This window comes from Streptomyces desertarenae (assembly GCF_042681365.1).
In the GTDB taxonomy this organism is placed as follows: Bacteria; Actinomycetota; Actinomycetes; order Streptomycetales; family Streptomycetaceae; genus Streptomyces; species Streptomyces desertarenae.
Genome location: NZ_JBHUFU010000003.1, coordinates 235,933 through 252,199, shown reverse-complemented (window position 1 = coordinate 252,199; position 16,267 = coordinate 235,933). Strand labels below are relative to the sequence as shown.

Here is a 16,267-nt window from a genome sequence, read left to right as displayed (position 1 = left end):
AAACCGGAACCTCCACCGACACGCTCACCCCGGCCACCGACGCACCCGCCGCCGAACCCGAGCCCGAGCCCGCCACCGGCCCCGCTGCGGCCACCGAGCCCGAGCCCGCACCCGCCGACGACGCACCCGCGCCCAAGACACCCGCCGCCGAGCCCATCCCGGCCACCGACGCACCCGAGCCCGAACCCGAGACGGCCACCGGGGAGGCGGACACGACGTCCGCCGCGGAAACCGAAGCCCCCACCGACACACCCGCGCCCGAGACGGCCGCCGTGCCCTCCGCGGCCCCGCAGGTGCCGGCAGTCCCCGCAGCCTCCGCACCCCCCACCGACGACCCGTTCACCCGGTACGCGGAGGAAGCCGGGGTGGAGGCCGGGACCCTCCGCGAGATCGCGCAGGCGGTCGTCACCGACCAGAGCGCCAGCATCGTCTACGTGCAGCAGCGCTTCTCCCTCTCGCGCCCCGCCGCCCGGCGCGTCCTCGACGCGCTCGAACGGATCGGTCTGGTCTCGGCCCCGGCCAAGAACGGGCGGCGCAAGACCACCGCCACCTCCCTGGACCACCTCGCCCCGCCGAACGGCCGCTGAGCTGCCGAGCGGCCGCCGAGCTGCGGAGCCGGGGGCGGCGGCACAGCCGGCCCCGGCCCGGGAGGTGCGCGCCGGCTCCCATAACGCGGTGCGGAGGGGGGAAGCGACGGCTCCTCGGTCCGGCGCGTCCGCCTCTACGGTTTCGGTCACCCCGACGAAACCGAGGAGACCACATGCTCCACAGACGTGTCATAGGCGTGTGCGCCGCCGCCGTGGCGACCGGCGCGCTCGCCCTGACCGGACTGCCGGGAACCGCGGCGGCCGATCCCGCCGCGTCCACCGCGCAGGAGGCCGGCGCCCCGTCGGTGTCGCCCGGCCTGTCCTCCGTCCCGCCCGGCCTGCTCAAGGCCATGCGGCGCGACCTCGGCCTCACCGCCGACCAGGCGCGGGGCCGGCTGGTGAACGAGAGCCGGGCCGGGGCGACCGCCGGGGCGCTGCGGTCGGCCCTCGGCGGCGACTTCGCCGGCGCCTGGGTGAAGGGCGAGGAGGCCGAGACCCTCACGGTGGCCACCACCGACCCCTCCGACGTGTCCCGGATCACCGCGAAGGGCGCCCGGGCCGAGGTCGTCGCGCACAGCCTGGCCGAACTCGAAGCGGCCAAGGCCGCGTTGGACAGGGCGGCGCGGAGGAGCGCCACCACCGCGGCGCCTGTGTGGTACGTCGACGTGCGGACCAACTCCGTGGTCGTCCACGCCTCCGAGCCCGCGAAGGCGCGCGCCTTCGTCGCCGCCGCCGGCGTCGGCCGCGCCCCGGTGCGTGTGGTGGAGTCCGCCGAGCAGCCCCGCCCGCTGTACGACCTGCGGGGCGGCGACGCCTACTACATGGGGAGCGGCGGGCGTTGCTCCGTGGGCTTCCCCGTGACCAAGGGCACCCAGCAGGGGTTCGCCACCGCGGGCCACTGCGGCCGCACCGGCACCAGCGTCTCCGGCCACAACCAGGTGGCGCTCGGCACCTTCCAGGGCTCGTCCTTCCCCGGCAACGACTACGCCTGGGTCGCGGCCAACAGCAGTTGGACGGCCACCCCGTACGTGAAGACCTCCAGCGGCACCGTCCAGGTCGCCGGCTCCACGCAGGCGGCGGTGGGCGCTTCCGTCTGCCGCTCCGGTTCGACCACGGGCTGGCACTGCGGAACGATCCAGCAGCACAACACCAGCGTCACCTATCCCGAGGGCACCATCACCGGCGTGACGCGCACGTCGGTGTGCGCCGAACCCGGGGACTCCGGCGGGGCGTACATCTCCGGCAGCCAGGCGCAGGGCGTCACCTCCGGCGGATCCGGCAACTGCCGCACCGGCGGGACGACCTACCACCAGCCGATCAACGAGATCCTCCAGGTCTACGGGCTGACGCTGAAGACCGTCGGCGGGGGCCCGGACCCGGATCCCACGGACCCGCCCGGTGAGGAGCCGGGCGGCACCTGGGCGGCCGGCACCGTCTACCGCGCCGGCGACCAGGTGACCTACGGAGGCGCCTCCTACCGCTGCCTCCAGGCCCACCAGGCGCAGCCGGGCTGGGAGCCGCCGAACACCCCGGCGCTCTGGCAGCGGGTGTGAGTTCCGCGCGGGGACCGCGTCCTGACCGGTCGGCGGTCCCCGCGCGGCACCCGGCGGCCGGAGGGTGTCGCATGGGGAGAACGCCCTCCGGCCGTCTCCGCGCCGGGACGGCCCCGGGCCCTCCCCGGGCCCGGACCCGGGCCCTCCCGGCCGGCGCCGGGACGCCGCGGCGCACCCGCCGCGGACCGGGCGCGGGGCCGCCTCAGGACGCCTCCCGGTAGGCGTGCGGTGCGACGCCGGTGACCTTGCGGAAGACCCGGCTGAAGTACGCCCGGTCGTGGAAGCCGACCGCGCGGGCGACGGCCTGGACGCTGTCGCCGCTGTGCCGCAGCCGCTCCTTGGCCCGCTGGACGCGCAGCCTGGTCAGGTACTCCCACAGCGGCAGTCCCATCTCCCGGTGGAAGAGCCGGCTGAGGTGGTCCTCGCTGACGCCGGCGGCCTGCGCGACCTGCCAGCGGGAGATGCGGTGGCGGTAGTGCCTCTCCAGGTAGGCCAGGGCGCGGCGGACCGGTTCCCCGGTTCGGGAGCAGCCCGGCTCGGCGCGCCGCACCAGGCCGGTGAGCAGGGCGGCGGTCTCCGCCTCGGTGAGGATGTCGTGCCCCACGAAGACCATGCCCGGGTGCGGTTCGGCGCGGCGCACGTCGTCGGCGGTGAAGCCGCCGTCGCCGACCACCAGGACGGGGACGCCGGAGCGGCCCGCGCCCTCGCCCATGCCCTCGGCCACGTCGATGCCGTCCATGTCGGGCAGCCGGCGGGCGACGACCAGCAGGCAGGGCGCCTCCTCCGCGAGCAGCGCCAGGGCCGAGGTACCGTCGGCGGCGGTGCGCACCGTGCGGCCGGGCAGCGCCGAGGCCACCAGCCGCCGCCACTGCTCCCGGCGCTCCCCCGAACCGTCCACGACCACCGCCGGGGCGGTCAGCCCGGGCGGGCGCAGGGCGCGCAGCGCCTGGTCCAGGTCGGCTCCGGAGACGGGTCCGTACAGCAGGAAGGGCGTGTGGCGGAGCGCCGGGTGGCCGTGCAGCCGCTGGACGGACGCCCACTCCTGCGGCCGGGCTCCGTCGGCGTCCCAGGCGACGGCGGCGGGTCTGCCCTCGGCCACCGCCGCGGCCACGTCGTCGTCCGGGCCGAGGCGGCGCAGCAGCAGCCCGTGGCGCCTGGCCAGTGCGGTGACCTCCGGGGGCGGGGCGGCCGCGGCGGCGACCAGGACGGCGGCGCCGGAGCCGGCTGGGGCGCCCGGTGCGGGGCCGGAGGGCTCCACGGGGGTGGGCAGCGGCAGGTCCAGCCGGAAGCCGCTGCCGGCGGGGCCGCGGTCGAAGGTGACCGATCCGCCGTGCAGGACGGCCAGCCGCCGGGCAATGGCCAGGTCGAGGCGCGATCCGTGCCGGCCGGAGGCGAAGGGCTGGAAGAGGTGCTCGGCCTCGCCGGGGAGCAGCCGCAGCCCCGTGGAGGTGACGCGGACGCGCAGCAGGGCCGGCAGGGCCTCGGCGGTCAGCCGCAGCCGCCCGCCGCCGTCCGCCAGGCGTGCGGCGGCCGCGGTCAGCAGGTTGAGGACGATCTGGCGGAGGCGGGCGGTGTCGGCCCGGACGGCGGGCAGCCTGCGGGGCAGGGCCAGTTGCCAGTCGGCTCCGGACGGCCGGTGCCAGGCGGCGCTGTGGAAGGCGTCGATGAGCACCGGGCGGGGATCGGCCAGCCTCCGGGACAGGTCGAGGGCGTCGGTCTCGGACCGGGAGAGGTCCAGCAGGTCGTCGATCAGCCGCAGCAGGCGCCCGGCGTCCGCGTGGACGCGGCGGAGCGCGGCGGCGGCCTGCTCCGCGTCCGGCCCGGCGGCGGAGGCGGCGGGAGTGGGGGCGTGGGCCGCCGGCCGGGTGTGCCGCAGGATCTCCTCGACGGGGGTGCGCAGTTCGTCCGTGGCGTTGTCCAGCAGCCGGGTCTTGAGTCTGCTGGCCTGCTCGGCGGTGTCGCGGGCGCGGCGCACCTCCTCGAAGAGCCGGATGCCCTTGAGGGCCGCGCTGATCTGGTCGCCCAGCGCCCGGTAGAGGGCGCCCCGGCGCGCGGCCCCTCCGTCGCCCCCTTCGCCCGGTCCGCCCGCGCGCCCTGCGCCGCCCCCGTTCCCGGGGCCGTCGTCGAAGACGGCGAAGCCGAGCTGCTCCTCGCCGATGTGGAGGGGCTCGACGACCAGGGTGAAGCGGCGCCCCCTCGGCATCAGGCCCTCGGGCAGGAGCAGTCCGGCGGGGTAGGGCGCGTCGGGGACGCCGTGGCCGCCGGGCCCGGGGGCGGTGTCCTCGCCGGGCAGGGGCACCACCCGCACCGGGGCCCGCCCCTCCTGCCGTCCGGCCCGCTCGCCGGGCTCGCGCAGCACCAGGCGGCATCCGGGCACTCCGGTCTCCGGCAGGTGGCGGGCCAGCACCGCGGACAGCGCGCCCATGTCGACGACGGTGGTCAGGGCGGTGCCCATCTCCCGCAGTCTGCGCGCGTCCTGCTGCTCGGCCCAGCGCTCGTACTCCAGCAGCCGGTGGGACTTGTCAGCCACCATCAGCCGGGCCTGGCCCAGCAGCCGTTCGGCCCGGGCCCTGTCCTCCGGCGGCAGGCCGCGGGCGGCCGGTTCCCGGGCGCGCAGCAGGGCGCGGTCCCAGGCGGCCGCGTCCGCCGGTCCCCGCACCCGTTCCCCCACCAGCCGCTCGACCAGGCGCAGGAAGCCGCCGGGCCCCGCCTCGCCTCCCGGACCGCCCCCGAGATCCGCGCGCAGCGCCTCGGCCAGTTCCGGCCCGCAGCCGGGCAGGCCGGGGAAGAGGGCGCCGGCCGGCTCCTCCGGTCCGGCCGGCTCCCCCGTCCCCCCGGCCCCCTGGGCGACCAGGGGCGAGTGGCAGCCGCAGGAGCGGCGGACGACGAGGGTGCCCGGCACCGCCTTCCGGGCGGGCGGCGCGGTGCCGCCCAGCCGGGCCAGGAGGGTCTCCACGGCCAGCGCGCCGAGTTCGGCGAACGGCAGTGCCACCGAGGTGAGCGGCGGGTCGGCGAGCCGGGCCTCCAGCGAGTCGTTGAAGCCGACGACCGCCACGTCCTCGGGCACCCGCACCCCGCGCCCCGTCAGGAACCGCAGGGCGTCGGCGGCCAGGACGTCGCTGCACGCGACCACCGCGTCGAAGTCGCGCCCCGGGCGCAGTCCGCGGACGTCGACCAGGATCCGCATCGCCGCGGCGCCGGCCCCGCCGCCGAAGTCCGCCGAGGCGACGACCAGGGAGCGGTCCGCGGGGATGCGGTGGCGGGCCAGGGCGTCGGTGTAGGCGTGGTAGCGGTCCCGGGAGACGGGGTTGGCCAGCGGCCCGCGCACGCAGGCGAGCCTGCGGCGGCCGTGCTCCTCCACCAGGTGGCCGACGGCCGCCCGCATGCCCGCGTAGCCGTCCAGGCGCAGGGTGTCGTGGCCCGTGTGGCCCTCCAGGGGGCGGTTGAGGCTGACGACCGGCAGTCTCGCCAGTCTCTCCACCAGCCGGGCCGCCCGTCCGCCCCCGTCGTCGGCGGCGGGCAGGCCCAGGGTGGAGGTCCAGCACACGACGCCGTCCAGGCGTTCGGGGCCGACCAGGTCGTACAGCACGGTGCGCGGCGCCCCGGCCGGGCTCAGCGGTCCGCCGGGGAAGCAGACCACGTTGACGTCGTTGCGCTCGGCCGCCGCCAGGACCCCTGACCACAGGGTGGCGCCGACGCCCAGGTGGATGTTGGCGGTGACCAGGCCGAGGGTGGGGCGGGACGTCTCCGCCGGCCGGGTTCGCGCCCCGGCCGGCGGGGCTCCCGTGCCGTCCGGGCCCCCGGGTCCCCGGGGCCGTTCCGGTAAGCGCCCGCGTTCCGTCATGGGACTGCCTCCGCTCGTCGCTCGGAAACGGCCCCCGCCGTACGGCATCTCTGCCGGGGCGCAGGACGATAGCGGCGGGTGCGCGTCCGGGCAAGACAGACGGTGCGTCTGCCCTGCCCGGACGGTTGGGGGTGCGGTCCGTGCGGTCGGTTCAGATCTTCCCGACGCCCGCGCCCGCCCTCACGATCGACTTCACGCCGGAGGCGCTGTCGGCCGTGTAGCCGTAGGGGATGGGGGCGACGGAGCCGCCCGTCTCGCCCTGGCCGGAGTTGACGAAGTGGTTGTTCCGCGCCGCGAGGCCGCCGACGTCCGAGGAGCCCTCACCGCGGTGGAAGGGGTCCTCGACGTTCTCGAAGTAGTTGCCCTCCACGAGCACGCCGGCGTTCTCGGTGGAGGCCACGCCGTAGCTGCCGATGTTGCTGTAGTAGTTGTTCAGCACGTGGACCGGGTTGCCGAAGCGGACCCGCGGGTGGCGCTGGTTGGTGCCGTCGAACCAGTTGTGGTGGTAGGTCACCCGCAGCTTGCCGGTGTCCTCGCCGCCGTTGCTGTCGGAGTGGCCGAGCAGGAAGGTCTTGTCGTGGTCGTGGACCCGGTTCCACGAGACGGTGATGTGGTCCGAGGCGCGCTTGATGTCCAGGGCGCCGTCGTTGGCGTCGGAGATGTCGTTGTGGTCGATCCAGACCTTGGTGGAGTACTGGACGTTGATCGCGTCGTCGTTCGACCCGGAGAACGTGAGGTTGCGGATGATCACGTTGTTGACCTTGTCGAGGTTCAGGCCGCTGCCGGTGATCTTCCCTGAGGTGCCCACGCCGATGACGGTCTTGTTGGACGCCACCTTGGTCATGCTGCTCAGGTTGACGGTGCCGTTGACCCGTACCACCGTCGGCTCGCTGCGCTGCACCGCCGCGACGAACTGACTGGCGTTCGTCACGGTGACGGTGGTTCCGCCCGCGCCTCCGGTGGTGCCGGCGCCGAAGCCCATGGGCTGGTCGGCGGCGAGCGGGGCCGGCGTCCCGGTCTCCGCGGCCACGCCGGTCAGGGTGTTGGCACCGGTGAGGGTCAGGGCGGCCGCGGCCACGGCCGCGGCGCTGACCAGTTTGAAGCGTGCGCTCGTCCTGCGCATGGGGGGCTCCATCCAGTGAGGGGGGATTTCCGGACACGCTCACGTACGTACGTGCTGTTTCCGCTCGGCGGCTCACGTCGATGCTAGGAAGCCCCCTGTGGACGATGACGGGATGCGCGTGGACTATGGCGCGCACACGACATCCCGCGTCCCGCCGGTCGAACTCCGCGTGAACACGCCGGAGTCCACACCGCGGCGGCGCGCCGGGGCCGGAGACGGCGGAACGCCGTACCGCGGCACGGGGAGCGTCCGCGGTACGGCGTTCTCGGCCCGCGGGGTGCGTACCGCCGCGGGGATGGTCCGTGGGCCGTCAGCCGGTGAAGTTGACGTCGCTGCAGAAGTAGTACGACTGGTCGGCGTGGCTGGCCTGCCAGACGGTGTAGACGACGTGGTGGCCGCTGCGGCCCGGCGCGGTCACGGCGATGGGGGTGGTGGTCCCGGTCGGGATGTTCCGCACCTCGTTCACCAGCTCCAGGTCGCTCCAGCGCAGGCGCTGCGTCTTCGGGTCGAAGCCCTGCCGGGTGACGTAGACGCGGATGTAGTCGGCGCCGTGCGAGGAGTGGTCGCGCAGGTTCATCGTGAAGCTGCTGGGGCGGTTCACGGTCTTCCAGGGGCCCGGGGTGTCCAGGGCGGCGTAGCGCCCGTTGAAGGTCATCCCGCCGCTGCACAGCTGCCCGTCGGGGACGGCGGCGCGGTGGTTGCCCCCGACTCCGTCGCGTAACAGGCCGTTCCAGTTCCACATGGCGCTGGGGTCGGCCTGCCAGGCCTGGTGGCACATCGGGTCCTCGGTGGCCATCTGGGGCGACTGCCAGTTGGCGGCCCACCGCTCGTAGCAGCCGAAGTGGCGCGCGGGCGGGTCGCTGATGGCACCGTGCGCGGAGGCGCTGCCCGTGCCGACGGTGGTCAGCAGCGCCAGGGAGGAGCCCAGGACCGCCAGGGCCCGCCCGACGGTGGTCTTCTTGGTGGAGAGCATCTGTACCGCCACATCCTTCGCTGGTCGACGCTGGGGGCGCGCCACCGCCCGGGATCGGGACGGCGACTTTTGGGAGCGCTCCCATAGCGCAACGTAACAAAGGGGAACGGCGCTGTGAAGCCTTGCTTCCGGAGGAATCGGCCGTCCCGGGCCGGCGGCCCGGAACGGCCGCCGGCTCAGGGGCGGGCGGGTCCCGCGGCGGAGGTCGCGGCGGCACTCCCCGCGCTTTCCGCGTTTTCCGAGCTCCCCGGGCTTTCCGCGCTTTCCGGACTTTCCGGGCTTTCCAGACTTTCCGCGCCCGGCGCGCCGGTCCGCTCGGCGGGGGCCGCGTGCGGCCGCAGCCGCTGCCGCACCAGTGCCACCACCAGGACCACCGCCGCCACCGCCAGCGACAGCAGCAGGGTGTCGCGGTTGCCGTGTTCGGCGTCGGCCAGCATCGAGCCGAGCACCGCCACGATCAGCCCGATCGTCGCCCAGGTGAGGTACGGGTACAGCCACATCCGCACGGTCAGCCGCTCCGGCGCCTCCCGCTCGACGATCCTGCGCAGGCGCAGCTGCGAGCAGCAGATCACCAGCCACACGAACAGCGCCACGGCACCGGAGGAGTTGACCAGGAAGAGGAAGACCGTGTCCGGGTAGGCGTAGTTGAAGAACACCGCGACGAAACCGAAGACGACCGAGGCGAGGATCGCCGCCCTCGGCACGCCGCGCCGCGTGACCCGCGCGAACGCCTTCGGCGCCTCGCCCCGCTCCCCCAGCGAGAACGCCATCCTGGAGGCGGTGTAGAGGCCGGAGTTCAGGCAGGACAGCACCGAGGTCAGCACGATGGCGTTCATGATCTGCCCGGCGTGCGGGATGCCCAGGGAGTCCAGCGCGGCGACGTAGGAGCCCTTCTCCGCGATGGACGGGTCGTCCCACGGCAGCAGCGTGACGACGACGAGGATGGAGCCGAGGTAGAAGACGGCGATCCGCCAGATGACGCTGTTGGTGGCCTTGGCGACCGCCCGCCGGGGGTCCGCCGACTCGCCCGCCGCGAGGGTGACGATCTCGCTGCCCATGAACGAGAAGACGACCAGCAGGACGCCGGTGAGGATCGCCCCCGCGCCGTTGGGCAGGAAGCCGCCGTGGGCGGTCAGGTTCTCCAGTCCCGCGCCGCCGCTGTCGACGCCGGGCAGCACCCCGAGCACGGCCAGGGCGCCGAGGACGACGAAGGCGGCGATCGCCACGACCTTGATCCCGGCGAACCAGAACTCGAACTCGCCGTAGGAGCCGACCGAGACCAGGTTGGTGGCGGTCAGCACCACCATGACGATCAGGGACCACGCCCACTGCGGCACGGCCGGGACCCACCCCTCGAGGATCACCGCTCCCGCGGTCGCCTCGACGGCCAGCACCACGACCCAGAAGAACCAGTAGAGCCAGCCGATGGTGAACCCGGCCCAGGGACCGAGCGCCCGGTCGGCGTGGGCCGAGAACGACCCGGAGACCGGGTTGGCCGCGGACATCTCGCCGAGCATCCGCATGACCAGGACGACCAGGGCGCCGACCAGCGCGTAGGAGAGCAGGATGCCGGGGCCCGCGGCGGCGATGCCCGAACTCGATCCGACGAAGAGGCCGGCGCCGATCACACCGCCGATCGCGATCATCGACAGATGCCGGTTCTTGAGTCCTGCCTGGAGACCGCCGCCGGGATCGCCGTGGCCGTCTCGTACCTGTTCCGCTGTCGGCTGCGACGTCATGGGAGGATGTTTTCCTTCGTGCCGGTTGTACGGGTCTCGTACGAGCGGTGTACGTCGTCCGGCAGTGAATCCCAGGCCCCACCCCTTTCTGAACCTTCGATTCCGTTTCCTTGCCCGCCTTTTCCCTGTTCTTTACAAGAAGTCAACGGAGGGTCCTCCCTCCGGTACGTCGCGCGATGTTTTCGTCGCGGACATGCCATAACCGGCGTCGCAGCGCCCCGGGCACCCCCGCGTCCGCCCGCCGCCGGGGCCGCACACCGGTGGCCGTCCCCGGCCGGCGCCACCGCGGGATCGCGGGGTCAGGCCGGGGCGGAGTCCCTCCCCTCGCCGGAGCGGCGCCGGGAGAACCAGGCGGCGACCAGGGCGCCCGAGACGTTGTGCCAGACGGAGAACACCGCCGCGGGCAGGGCCGCCGCCGGACTGAAGTGCGCGGCCGCCAGCGAGGCGGCCAGTCCGGAGTTCTGCATGCCCACCTCGAAGGTCAGCGCCCGCCCGGCGGCCCGGTCCAGTCCTCCGAGCCGGCCCGCCGCACGGCCGAGGGCCAGCCCGAGCCCGTTGTGCAGCACGACGGCCGCGAACACCGTCACCGCCGCCGACCTGACGGCGTCCGCGCTGCCCGCCACCACGACCGCCACGATGACCCCGATGGCCGCCACCGACACCCACGGCAGCACCGGCAGCGCCCGCTCGACCAGGTGCCCGGCCGCCAGCCGCACGAGCAGGCCGGCGAGCACCGGCAGCAGCACGGTCTTGAGGATGGAGCCCGTCATCGAGCCCGGGTCCACGGGCAGGAACTCACCTGCCAGCAGGAGGGTCAGCGCGGGCGTCAGCAGGGGCGACAGGACGGTGGAGACGCTGGTCAGGGAGACCGACAGGGCCACGTCCCCGCGCGCCAGGTACGTCACCACGTTCGACGCCGTACCACCGGGAGCGCACCCCACCAGGATCACGCCCGCGGCCAGCTCCGGCGGGAGTCCGAGCGCCTTGGCGACCAGCCAGCCCGTCCCCGGCATGATCACGTACTGGGCGGCCAGCCCCAGCGCGACCGCCCGGGGGCGGCGCAGCACGCCCCTGAAGTCCGGCGGGGTCATCGTCAGGCCCATGCCGAACATCACCACGCCCAGCAGGTAGGGCACCGAGGGCGCCCAGCCGTCGAAGGTCGACGGGCTCAGCAGCCCGGCCGCACCCGCCAGCAGGACGAGGACGGGGAAGAGGGTGACGGCCCGGCGGGCGCCGCGCTCCTCGGCGGGACCGGCCGGACCGCCGGAGTCGGGAGCGGGGCCCTGCCCGCCGGAGGAGGGAGGAGGCGCGGCGCCGGCCGCTCCGGTGGGCTCGGGCGGCGTCCCCCGGCCGTGCTGGTGGTGTCCGGATCGCATCCGCTCGATGCAACTCCCGGAGGCGGTGTCGCCGCAAGGGTGTCTCACCATGCGTTCACGACCGGCCGCCGTCCGCGGAACAAGTGATCCCGTACGCGTCCTCGGGCCACGGGGGCACGGACCGCTGTTCTCCGCTGCCTGCCGCGCGAGCGCGGCACGGCGGAGCGCGCCGAGGGGATGCCGTGCGCGGTTCGGCCCTCCGCGACGAGGTGGCGGCCCTGGCCGGGGACCCGCCCGCCGAGGGCGTGCGGTCCGGCGCCGGACCGCGGGGCCTCCCGCCACGGGACGGGCGAGCCACGGGGCGGACGGGCCGGCTGCGGCGTTGCCGGTCGCGGCGCGCCGGCACCGGCTGGCAGCATGCACCGTGTGACGTCCCGTGCCACCGCCGTCCCAGGCGCTCCCCGGCCCGCCGCGGGCTTCCGGACGGCCGCGGCGCTCCGGGGGCCGCCCGGACGGCCCCGACCCGCCCGATGCCCGTTCCCGCTCCGAGGGAGAGGAAGCACATGACCGCCGCACTGCCGGACGGGCGGCCCGTACCGCCCCCGTACGCCGACGAGCGCGCCACCCTGGAGGGCTGGCTGGAACTCGGCCGCGCGACCTTGGAGCTGAAGTGCTCGGGCCTGGACGACGAGCAGGCGCGCCGGGCGTCGGTGCCGCCGTCGCCGATGACGCTGACGGGCCTGGTCCGGCACATGGCGGAGGTCGAACGCTCCTGGTTCCAGCGCGTGTTCGCGGGACTCGACGTGCCGTGGCTGTACGGGGACGGCGTGGGGGGCGGCTTCGACGTCGGCCCGGAGCACGGGCTGGAGGAGGCCCTGGCCGCCTGGCGCGCGCAGGTGGCGCGCAGCCGCGAACTGACCGCCGGGGCATCTCTGGAGGACGCCGGGCTGCTCCCGGAGGCCGACGCCGGGCACCTCGGCGGTGAGCGGAGGGTGTCGCTGCGCTGGATCCTGGTCCACATGATCGGCGAGTACGCCCGCCACAACGGCCACGCCGACCTCGTCCGGGAGCGCATCGACGGCGCCACCGGCGTCTGAGCGCGGTGCGGCCCGCGCCCGCGGGCCGCGGCTTTGCACCGCGGGAGGGACCGCAAAGCCGTCTCACCGGATGCGGAGCGGTGCGGCGACGGTGCGCACGGCGGCGATGTCGGGGCGGTCCCGGTGGCGGGCGTTCCAGGCGAGGACGGCGGTGCTGGGGGACAGTTCGGGGACGTCGGCGTAGCGGACGCCGGGCCGCGGGTGGAAGTCGCGGGCCCGGGAGGGCAGGAAGGTGATGCCGTGCCCCCGGGCGACGGCCGCCAGCATCGCCTCGATGTCGTCGGCGGCGGGGCCGTAGCGGACGCGGGTGCCGTCGGGGCGCGGGTTGGCCGTCCAGTGGTCCCACCAGGCGCGGGGGGCCGGAGGCGGCACGTCGACGACGGTGTGGTGGGCGAGGTCGGCGAGGGTCACGGTGCCGCGTGCGGCAAGGGGATCGCCGGCGGGCAGGCAGACGACCCGCGGTTCGCGGCTCAGGGGAAGGGTCTGGATGCCCGGGGGCACGGGCGCGCGCAGGAAGGCGACGTCGACGTCGTCCCGCAGGAGGGCCTCGAACTGCTCGCCGAAGCCGAGGGTGCGCAGTTCGACCGTCAGACGCGGGTGTGCCCGCGCGAGCGCCGTCAGCAGCGCCTGCGCGTAGTCCGTGGCGACCTCGCCGCCGATTCCCCCGAAGCGCAGGCGTCCGGTGACCTCGCGGACGTGCCGTGCGGCGGCGCGGCGCAGTCTGTCCGCGGCGGCCAGGACCTCGCGGGCCTCGGGCAGGAGGGCCTCGCCCGCCGGGGTGAGGCTCACGGTGCGGCTGGTGCGGTCGAACACGGCGACGCCCAGGGCGTCCTCGAGCGCGCGCACCCGCCGGCTGATCGCCGGCTGCGTGGTGAACAGCCGGGCGGCGGCGCGGCCGAAGTGCAGTTCCTCGGCCAGCACGGTGAAGACCTGCAACTGGTACAGATCCGGCGTGCGGTCTGTGACGGACCGAAGACTCTCAGTCATGTGCTCAGCGTATCGATATGGTCAACTCCGGCATAACGGTTCGCCTTCCGCGCGTGGCGCCCGCTCGGCAGACTCGTCGTGCACGCGGAGACCACCGCGCGCACGGCACGGCTCCGGTACACCGGGCAGAGCCGTGCCCTCGTCACGGACAGGGGGATTCACATGCGCACGAAACGTTCGCTTCTGGGTCTGATCGCCGCCTCCGCCTCGCTGCTGGCGGCCGTCGCCACCACCGGACCGGTCCAGGCGGCCGCTCCCGCCGGCGACGGCGCGGCCGCCCGGGTCCTGACGGCGCCGCCGGCGCCGGAGGAGGCGGGGTCTGCGTCGACCCGGGGAACCGCCGCGGTCTCCCCGGGGATCTCACCCAGCGTCAACACCGGCCACGTACCGCCCAACAGCGACTTCAGCTGCAGCAGCGGCAACCTCTGCGCGCTGGTCTGGGACCCCACCCGGTCCCTGTGGAAGATCTTCTACCTCTACCGCTGCGACCGGTACACCCTGTACAACTGGCTCGGCACCGGCTACTACGCGAACCGGCAGACCGGCAGCCCGACCTCCTACTTCTACGGCCAGAGCGGCAACGTCATCGCGTCCTTCCGGCCCTTCAGCGGCACCCGGACACAGAACTGGGATCCCGTCTGGTCCATCCGCAACTGCTGACCGCGCGTCGCTCCGGGCCCGACGGCGGTGGCCGTCCGGGCCCGGAGCATCCGGGCGGCGGATCAGCCGGACCCCACGCCGCCCCCGCCGAACCGCTCCGCCACCGCCACCTCCGCCCAGACCGTCTTGCCGACGCAGCCCGCGGGCTCGCGGGAGGACACGCCCCAGCGGTCGGCCAGAACGTCCACCAGGAACAGGCCGCGCCCCGACTCGTCGTCGCACGACGGCGCGGCCGGGGCGGGAAGGCGTTCAGGGGAGGCGTCCGAGAGCTCCACCCGCACGGCACCCGTCCGCGCCTCGCACACCAGGCGGAGCCTGAAGTCGCGGCCGGGCACGCGGCCGTGCCGCACGGCGTTGGCGGCCAGTTCGCCGACCAGCAGGGAGACGGTGCACGAGGCGTCCGACTCCGGCGGCCACCCCCACTCCTCCAGGCGCCTGACCGCCAGCCGCCGGGCGAGTCGCGCACCCTTGGGGGACGAGGTGAACTGCGCGGTGAGAACGAGCGGTTCGGGCCGTACGGCCCCCTGCGGAACCGGTTGCGGTTGCGGGCGCGGGTCCTCGTCGGGCACGGCGGTCGTCATCAGCACGGCGGTGTTCCTCACTTCCTCACGATCCGCACCGTAGGCGGATCATCACGTTCCGTACCCAAGGATGGGCCCGCGTACCTACGCTCGGAAGGGGATGAAGCCTTACCCTCCAGCACGTAAGAAACGGAAGTAACCTCGTGGCCAAGGAAATCGACCCCCACGCGTCGATGGCGGCGCTGTTCGGTTCACGGGTCCGCAGACTCCGTACCGCCGCCGGACTCACCCAGGCCGAGCTGGGCGAGAAGGCGTACGTGGTCGGCAGCCGGATCACCCAGGTCGAGCGGGCGTCCGGGGCCAGACCGACGCTGGAGCTGGCGCGTGCGCTCGACCGGGCCCTGGGAGCCGACGAGTTGCTGGTCGACCTGTGGCACTACGTCTACCGGGAGGCCTTCCCCGACTGGTCGCGGGCGTTCATCGCGCTCTCGGAGAAGGCCGTGTCCATCGGACAGTACGCAGCGCATGTGGTGCCCGGCCTGCTCCAGACCGAGGACTACGCGCGGGCTGTTCTGAGCCTCGACGTCATGCTCATCGGTGAGGAGCAGTTGGAGGAGAGGGTCGCCGCGCGGCTGGGCCGCCAGGAACGGCTCCGCTCCCCCGGCCGCCCCGAGCTGTGGATCGTCCTGGACGAAGCGGTGCTGCGCCGCCCGGTCGGCGGACGGGCCGTCATGCGGCGCCAGTTGTCCCGGCTGCTGGAGGCGGCGGAGGAACCCGGCACCACCGTGCAGGTGCTGCCGTTCGACCAAGGCGGGCACGAGGCGATGGGCGGCTCCCTGACACTGCTGACCCTGCCGGACGGCACCGAGGCCGCCTACAAGGAGGGCGCCGACTTCGGCCGTCTCACCGAGGAGCCCTCTGATGTCAGGCGCTACTCCGAGATCTACGATCGGCTGCGGGCGGCGGCCCTGCCCCCGCTCATGTCGCTCGACATGATCCGATCAGCGCTGGAGGGCAATCATGGAGCGCGTGTCCCGTCCCGATCTCAGCAGCGCCGCTTGGCGCAGCAGCAGCTACAGCAACCAGGCGGGTGGCGACTGCGTCGAGGTGGCCGACGGCTTCCCCGGCAGCGTCCCCGTCCGTGACAGCAAGGTGCCCGACGGCCCGGTGCTGGTCTTCCCGGCAGCCTCCTGGGCCGGCTTCACCGACGGCTTGAAGGCCCGTCACCGTCCCTGAGCGGTCCGGGAGCCGGCGCGCGCCGGCTCCCGGTCCCGCCGGTTCCGGTGAGACCGGGGTCTGCCGCCGGAGGACCCCGCAGAATGCTCCCATGCGCATTCGAGCAGTACGCCCGGACGAACTGCCCCTCCTCCAGGAGATCGAGAGGGCCGCCGGGGAGTGCTTCCGGGACATCGGCATGCCGGAGATCGCCGACGACGACCCGCTTCCGCTGGACGAACTCGCCCGCTACCGGCGGGCCGGGCTGGCCTGGGTCGCGGCCGACGGCGCGGGGGTCCCGGTGGCCTACCTGATCGCCGACCGCGTCGACGGCAACCTCCACGTCGAGCAGGTGTCGGTGCATCCGGGCAGCGCGCGCCGCGGCATCGGCCGGTCCCTGCTGGACCACCTGGCCGGCCTGGCCGCGGACGAGGGGGTGCCCGCGCTGACCCTCACCACGTTCGCCGAGGTCCCCTGGAACGCCCCCTACTACGCGCGCTGCGGTTTCCGGATCCTGGACGACGACGGGCTCACCCCCGGGCTGCGGGAGATCCGCGAGCGCGAAGCGGCGCACGGCCTGGAGCGGTGGCCCCGGGTCTGCATGCGCCGGGCGGTGTGACCCGGCGGTGCCCCCGGCGTGCGGGCCGCCCCG

Annotated in this window: 14 protein-coding genes; 7 read left to right on the top strand and 7 right to left on the bottom strand. The window is 74.7% G+C overall.

What is annotated here, in order from left to right:
* On the top strand, positions 1-587 hold a 587-nt coding region (locus ACFSJS_RS07260; protein WP_380898017.1), incomplete at its 5' end, for a DNA translocase FtsK.
* 173 nt (positions 588-760) lie between these two features.
* Entirely contained in the window at positions 761-2,140 is a 1,380-nt protein-coding gene (locus tag ACFSJS_RS07255; protein ID WP_380898015.1) for an alpha-lytic protease prodomain-containing protein, read from the top strand.
* A gap of 202 nt (positions 2,141-2,342) precedes the next feature.
* On the opposite strand, the gene ACFSJS_RS07250 is transcribed toward ACFSJS_RS07255, so the two are convergent.
* The 5 genes from ACFSJS_RS07250 to ACFSJS_RS07230 form a co-directional block, all read right to left on the bottom strand.
* Positions 2,343-5,984, bottom strand: coding sequence for a substrate-binding domain-containing protein (locus tag ACFSJS_RS07250; RefSeq protein WP_380898013.1), 3,642 nt, complete (start codon positions 5,982-5,984; stop codon positions 2,343-2,345).
* A gap of 151 nt (positions 5,985-6,135) precedes the next feature.
* Positions 6,136-7,107 carry a pectate lyase family protein gene (locus ACFSJS_RS07245; RefSeq protein ID WP_380898011.1) on the bottom strand — a complete coding sequence of 324 codons (972 nt, stop codon included), beginning with the start codon at positions 7,105-7,107 and terminating at the stop codon, positions 6,136-6,138.
* 310 nt (positions 7,108-7,417) lie between these two features.
* Complete coding sequence (locus tag ACFSJS_RS07240; RefSeq protein ID WP_380898009.1) at positions 7,418-8,080, bottom strand: lytic polysaccharide monooxygenase auxiliary activity family 9 protein; 663 nt, start codon at positions 8,078-8,080, stop codon at positions 7,418-7,420.
* A 176-nt stretch (positions 8,081-8,256) separates the two neighbouring features.
* Positions 8,257-9,819: an amino acid permease gene (locus ACFSJS_RS07235; RefSeq protein WP_380898007.1), complete on the bottom strand. Its 1,563-nt coding sequence runs from the start codon at positions 9,817-9,819 to the stop codon at positions 8,257-8,259.
* Positions 9,820-10,118: 299 nt separating this feature from the next.
* On the bottom strand, positions 10,119-11,195 hold the full coding sequence (locus ACFSJS_RS07230; protein WP_380898005.1) for a bile acid:sodium symporter family protein: 1,077 nt from the start codon (positions 11,193-11,195) through the stop codon (positions 10,119-10,121).
* A gap of 503 nt (positions 11,196-11,698) precedes the next feature.
* Between ACFSJS_RS07230 and ACFSJS_RS07225 the strand changes: the two genes are divergently transcribed.
* A complete protein-coding gene (locus ACFSJS_RS07225; protein WP_380898002.1) occupies positions 11,699-12,232 on the top strand; it encodes a DinB family protein in 534 nt (177 codons plus the stop codon).
* Positions 12,233-12,295: 63 nt separating this feature from the next.
* Here ACFSJS_RS07225 and ACFSJS_RS07220 read toward each other — a convergent pair whose 3' ends face one another.
* The gene (locus tag ACFSJS_RS07220) at positions 12,296-13,219 is read right to left on the bottom strand and encodes a LysR family transcriptional regulator (protein ID WP_380898000.1); all 924 of its coding nucleotides are present in this window, start codon (positions 13,217-13,219) and stop codon (positions 12,296-12,298) included.
* Between the two features lie 162 nt (positions 13,220-13,381).
* Here ACFSJS_RS07220 and ACFSJS_RS07215 point away from each other — a divergent pair, with 162 nt between their 5' ends.
* On the top strand, positions 13,382-13,879 hold the full coding sequence (locus ACFSJS_RS07215; RefSeq protein ID WP_380897997.1) for a hypothetical protein: 498 nt from the start codon (positions 13,382-13,384) through the stop codon (positions 13,877-13,879).
* A gap of 62 nt (positions 13,880-13,941) precedes the next feature.
* On the opposite strand, the gene ACFSJS_RS07210 is transcribed toward ACFSJS_RS07215, so the two are convergent.
* Positions 13,942-14,460 (bottom strand): ATP-binding protein, encoded by a 519-nt coding sequence (locus ACFSJS_RS07210; protein WP_380898324.1) that lies wholly within the window; start codon positions 14,458-14,460, stop codon positions 13,942-13,944.
* A 173-nt stretch (positions 14,461-14,633) separates the two neighbouring features.
* On the opposite strand from ACFSJS_RS07210, the gene ACFSJS_RS07205 reads away from it, so the two are divergent.
* The 3 genes from ACFSJS_RS07205 (at position 14,634) to ACFSJS_RS07195 (ending at position 16,234) form a co-directional block, all read left to right on the top strand.
* Entirely contained in the window at positions 14,634-15,545 is a 912-nt protein-coding gene (locus ACFSJS_RS07205) for a helix-turn-helix domain-containing protein (RefSeq protein ID WP_380898322.1), read from the top strand.
* Positions 15,508-15,636: a DUF397 domain-containing protein gene (locus ACFSJS_RS07200; RefSeq protein ID WP_380897995.1), complete on the top strand. Its 129-nt coding sequence runs from the start codon at positions 15,508-15,510 to the stop codon at positions 15,634-15,636. The genes ACFSJS_RS07205 and ACFSJS_RS07200 overlap by 38 nt, the downstream gene beginning before the upstream one ends.
* Positions 15,637-15,727: 91 nt before the next feature.
* Entirely contained in the window at positions 15,728-16,234 is a 507-nt protein-coding gene (locus ACFSJS_RS07195; RefSeq protein ID WP_380897993.1) for a GNAT family N-acetyltransferase, read from the top strand.
* Positions 16,235-16,267: the final 33 nt, after the last annotated feature.

Excerpts from the sequence above, each read along its gene's own strand:
- ACFSJS_RS07255 (WP_380898015.1), top strand. The coding sequence starts at position 761 with ATGCTCCACAGACGTGTCATAGGCGTGTGCGCCGCCGCCGTGGCGACC.
- ACFSJS_RS07250 (WP_380898013.1), bottom strand. The coding sequence starts at position 5,984 with ATGACGGAACGCGGGCGCTTACCGGAACGGCCCCGGGGACCCGGGGGC.
- ACFSJS_RS07245 (WP_380898011.1), bottom strand. The coding sequence starts at position 7,107 with ATGCGCAGGACGAGCGCACGCTTCAAACTGGTCAGCGCCGCGGCCGTG.
- ACFSJS_RS07240 (WP_380898009.1), bottom strand. The coding sequence starts at position 8,080 with ATGCTCTCCACCAAGAAGACCACCGTCGGGCGGGCCCTGGCGGTCCTG.
- ACFSJS_RS07235 (WP_380898007.1), bottom strand. The coding sequence starts at position 9,819 with ATGACGTCGCAGCCGACAGCGGAACAGGTACGAGACGGCCACGGCGAT.
- ACFSJS_RS07230 (WP_380898005.1), bottom strand. The coding sequence starts at position 11,195 with ATGCGATCCGGACACCACCAGCACGGCCGGGGGACGCCGCCCGAGCCC.
- ACFSJS_RS07225 (WP_380898002.1), top strand. The coding sequence starts at position 11,699 with ATGACCGCCGCACTGCCGGACGGGCGGCCCGTACCGCCCCCGTACGCC.
- ACFSJS_RS07220 (WP_380898000.1), bottom strand. The coding sequence starts at position 13,219 with ATGACTGAGAGTCTTCGGTCCGTCACAGACCGCACGCCGGATCTGTAC.
- ACFSJS_RS07215 (WP_380897997.1), top strand. The coding sequence starts at position 13,382 with ATGCGCACGAAACGTTCGCTTCTGGGTCTGATCGCCGCCTCCGCCTCG.
- ACFSJS_RS07210 (WP_380898324.1), bottom strand. The coding sequence starts at position 14,460 with ATGACGACCGCCGTGCCCGACGAGGACCCGCGCCCGCAACCGCAACCG.
- ACFSJS_RS07205 (WP_380898322.1), top strand. The coding sequence starts at position 14,634 with ATGGCGGCGCTGTTCGGTTCACGGGTCCGCAGACTCCGTACCGCCGCC.
- ACFSJS_RS07195 (WP_380897993.1), top strand. The coding sequence starts at position 15,728 with ATGCGCATTCGAGCAGTACGCCCGGACGAACTGCCCCTCCTCCAGGAG.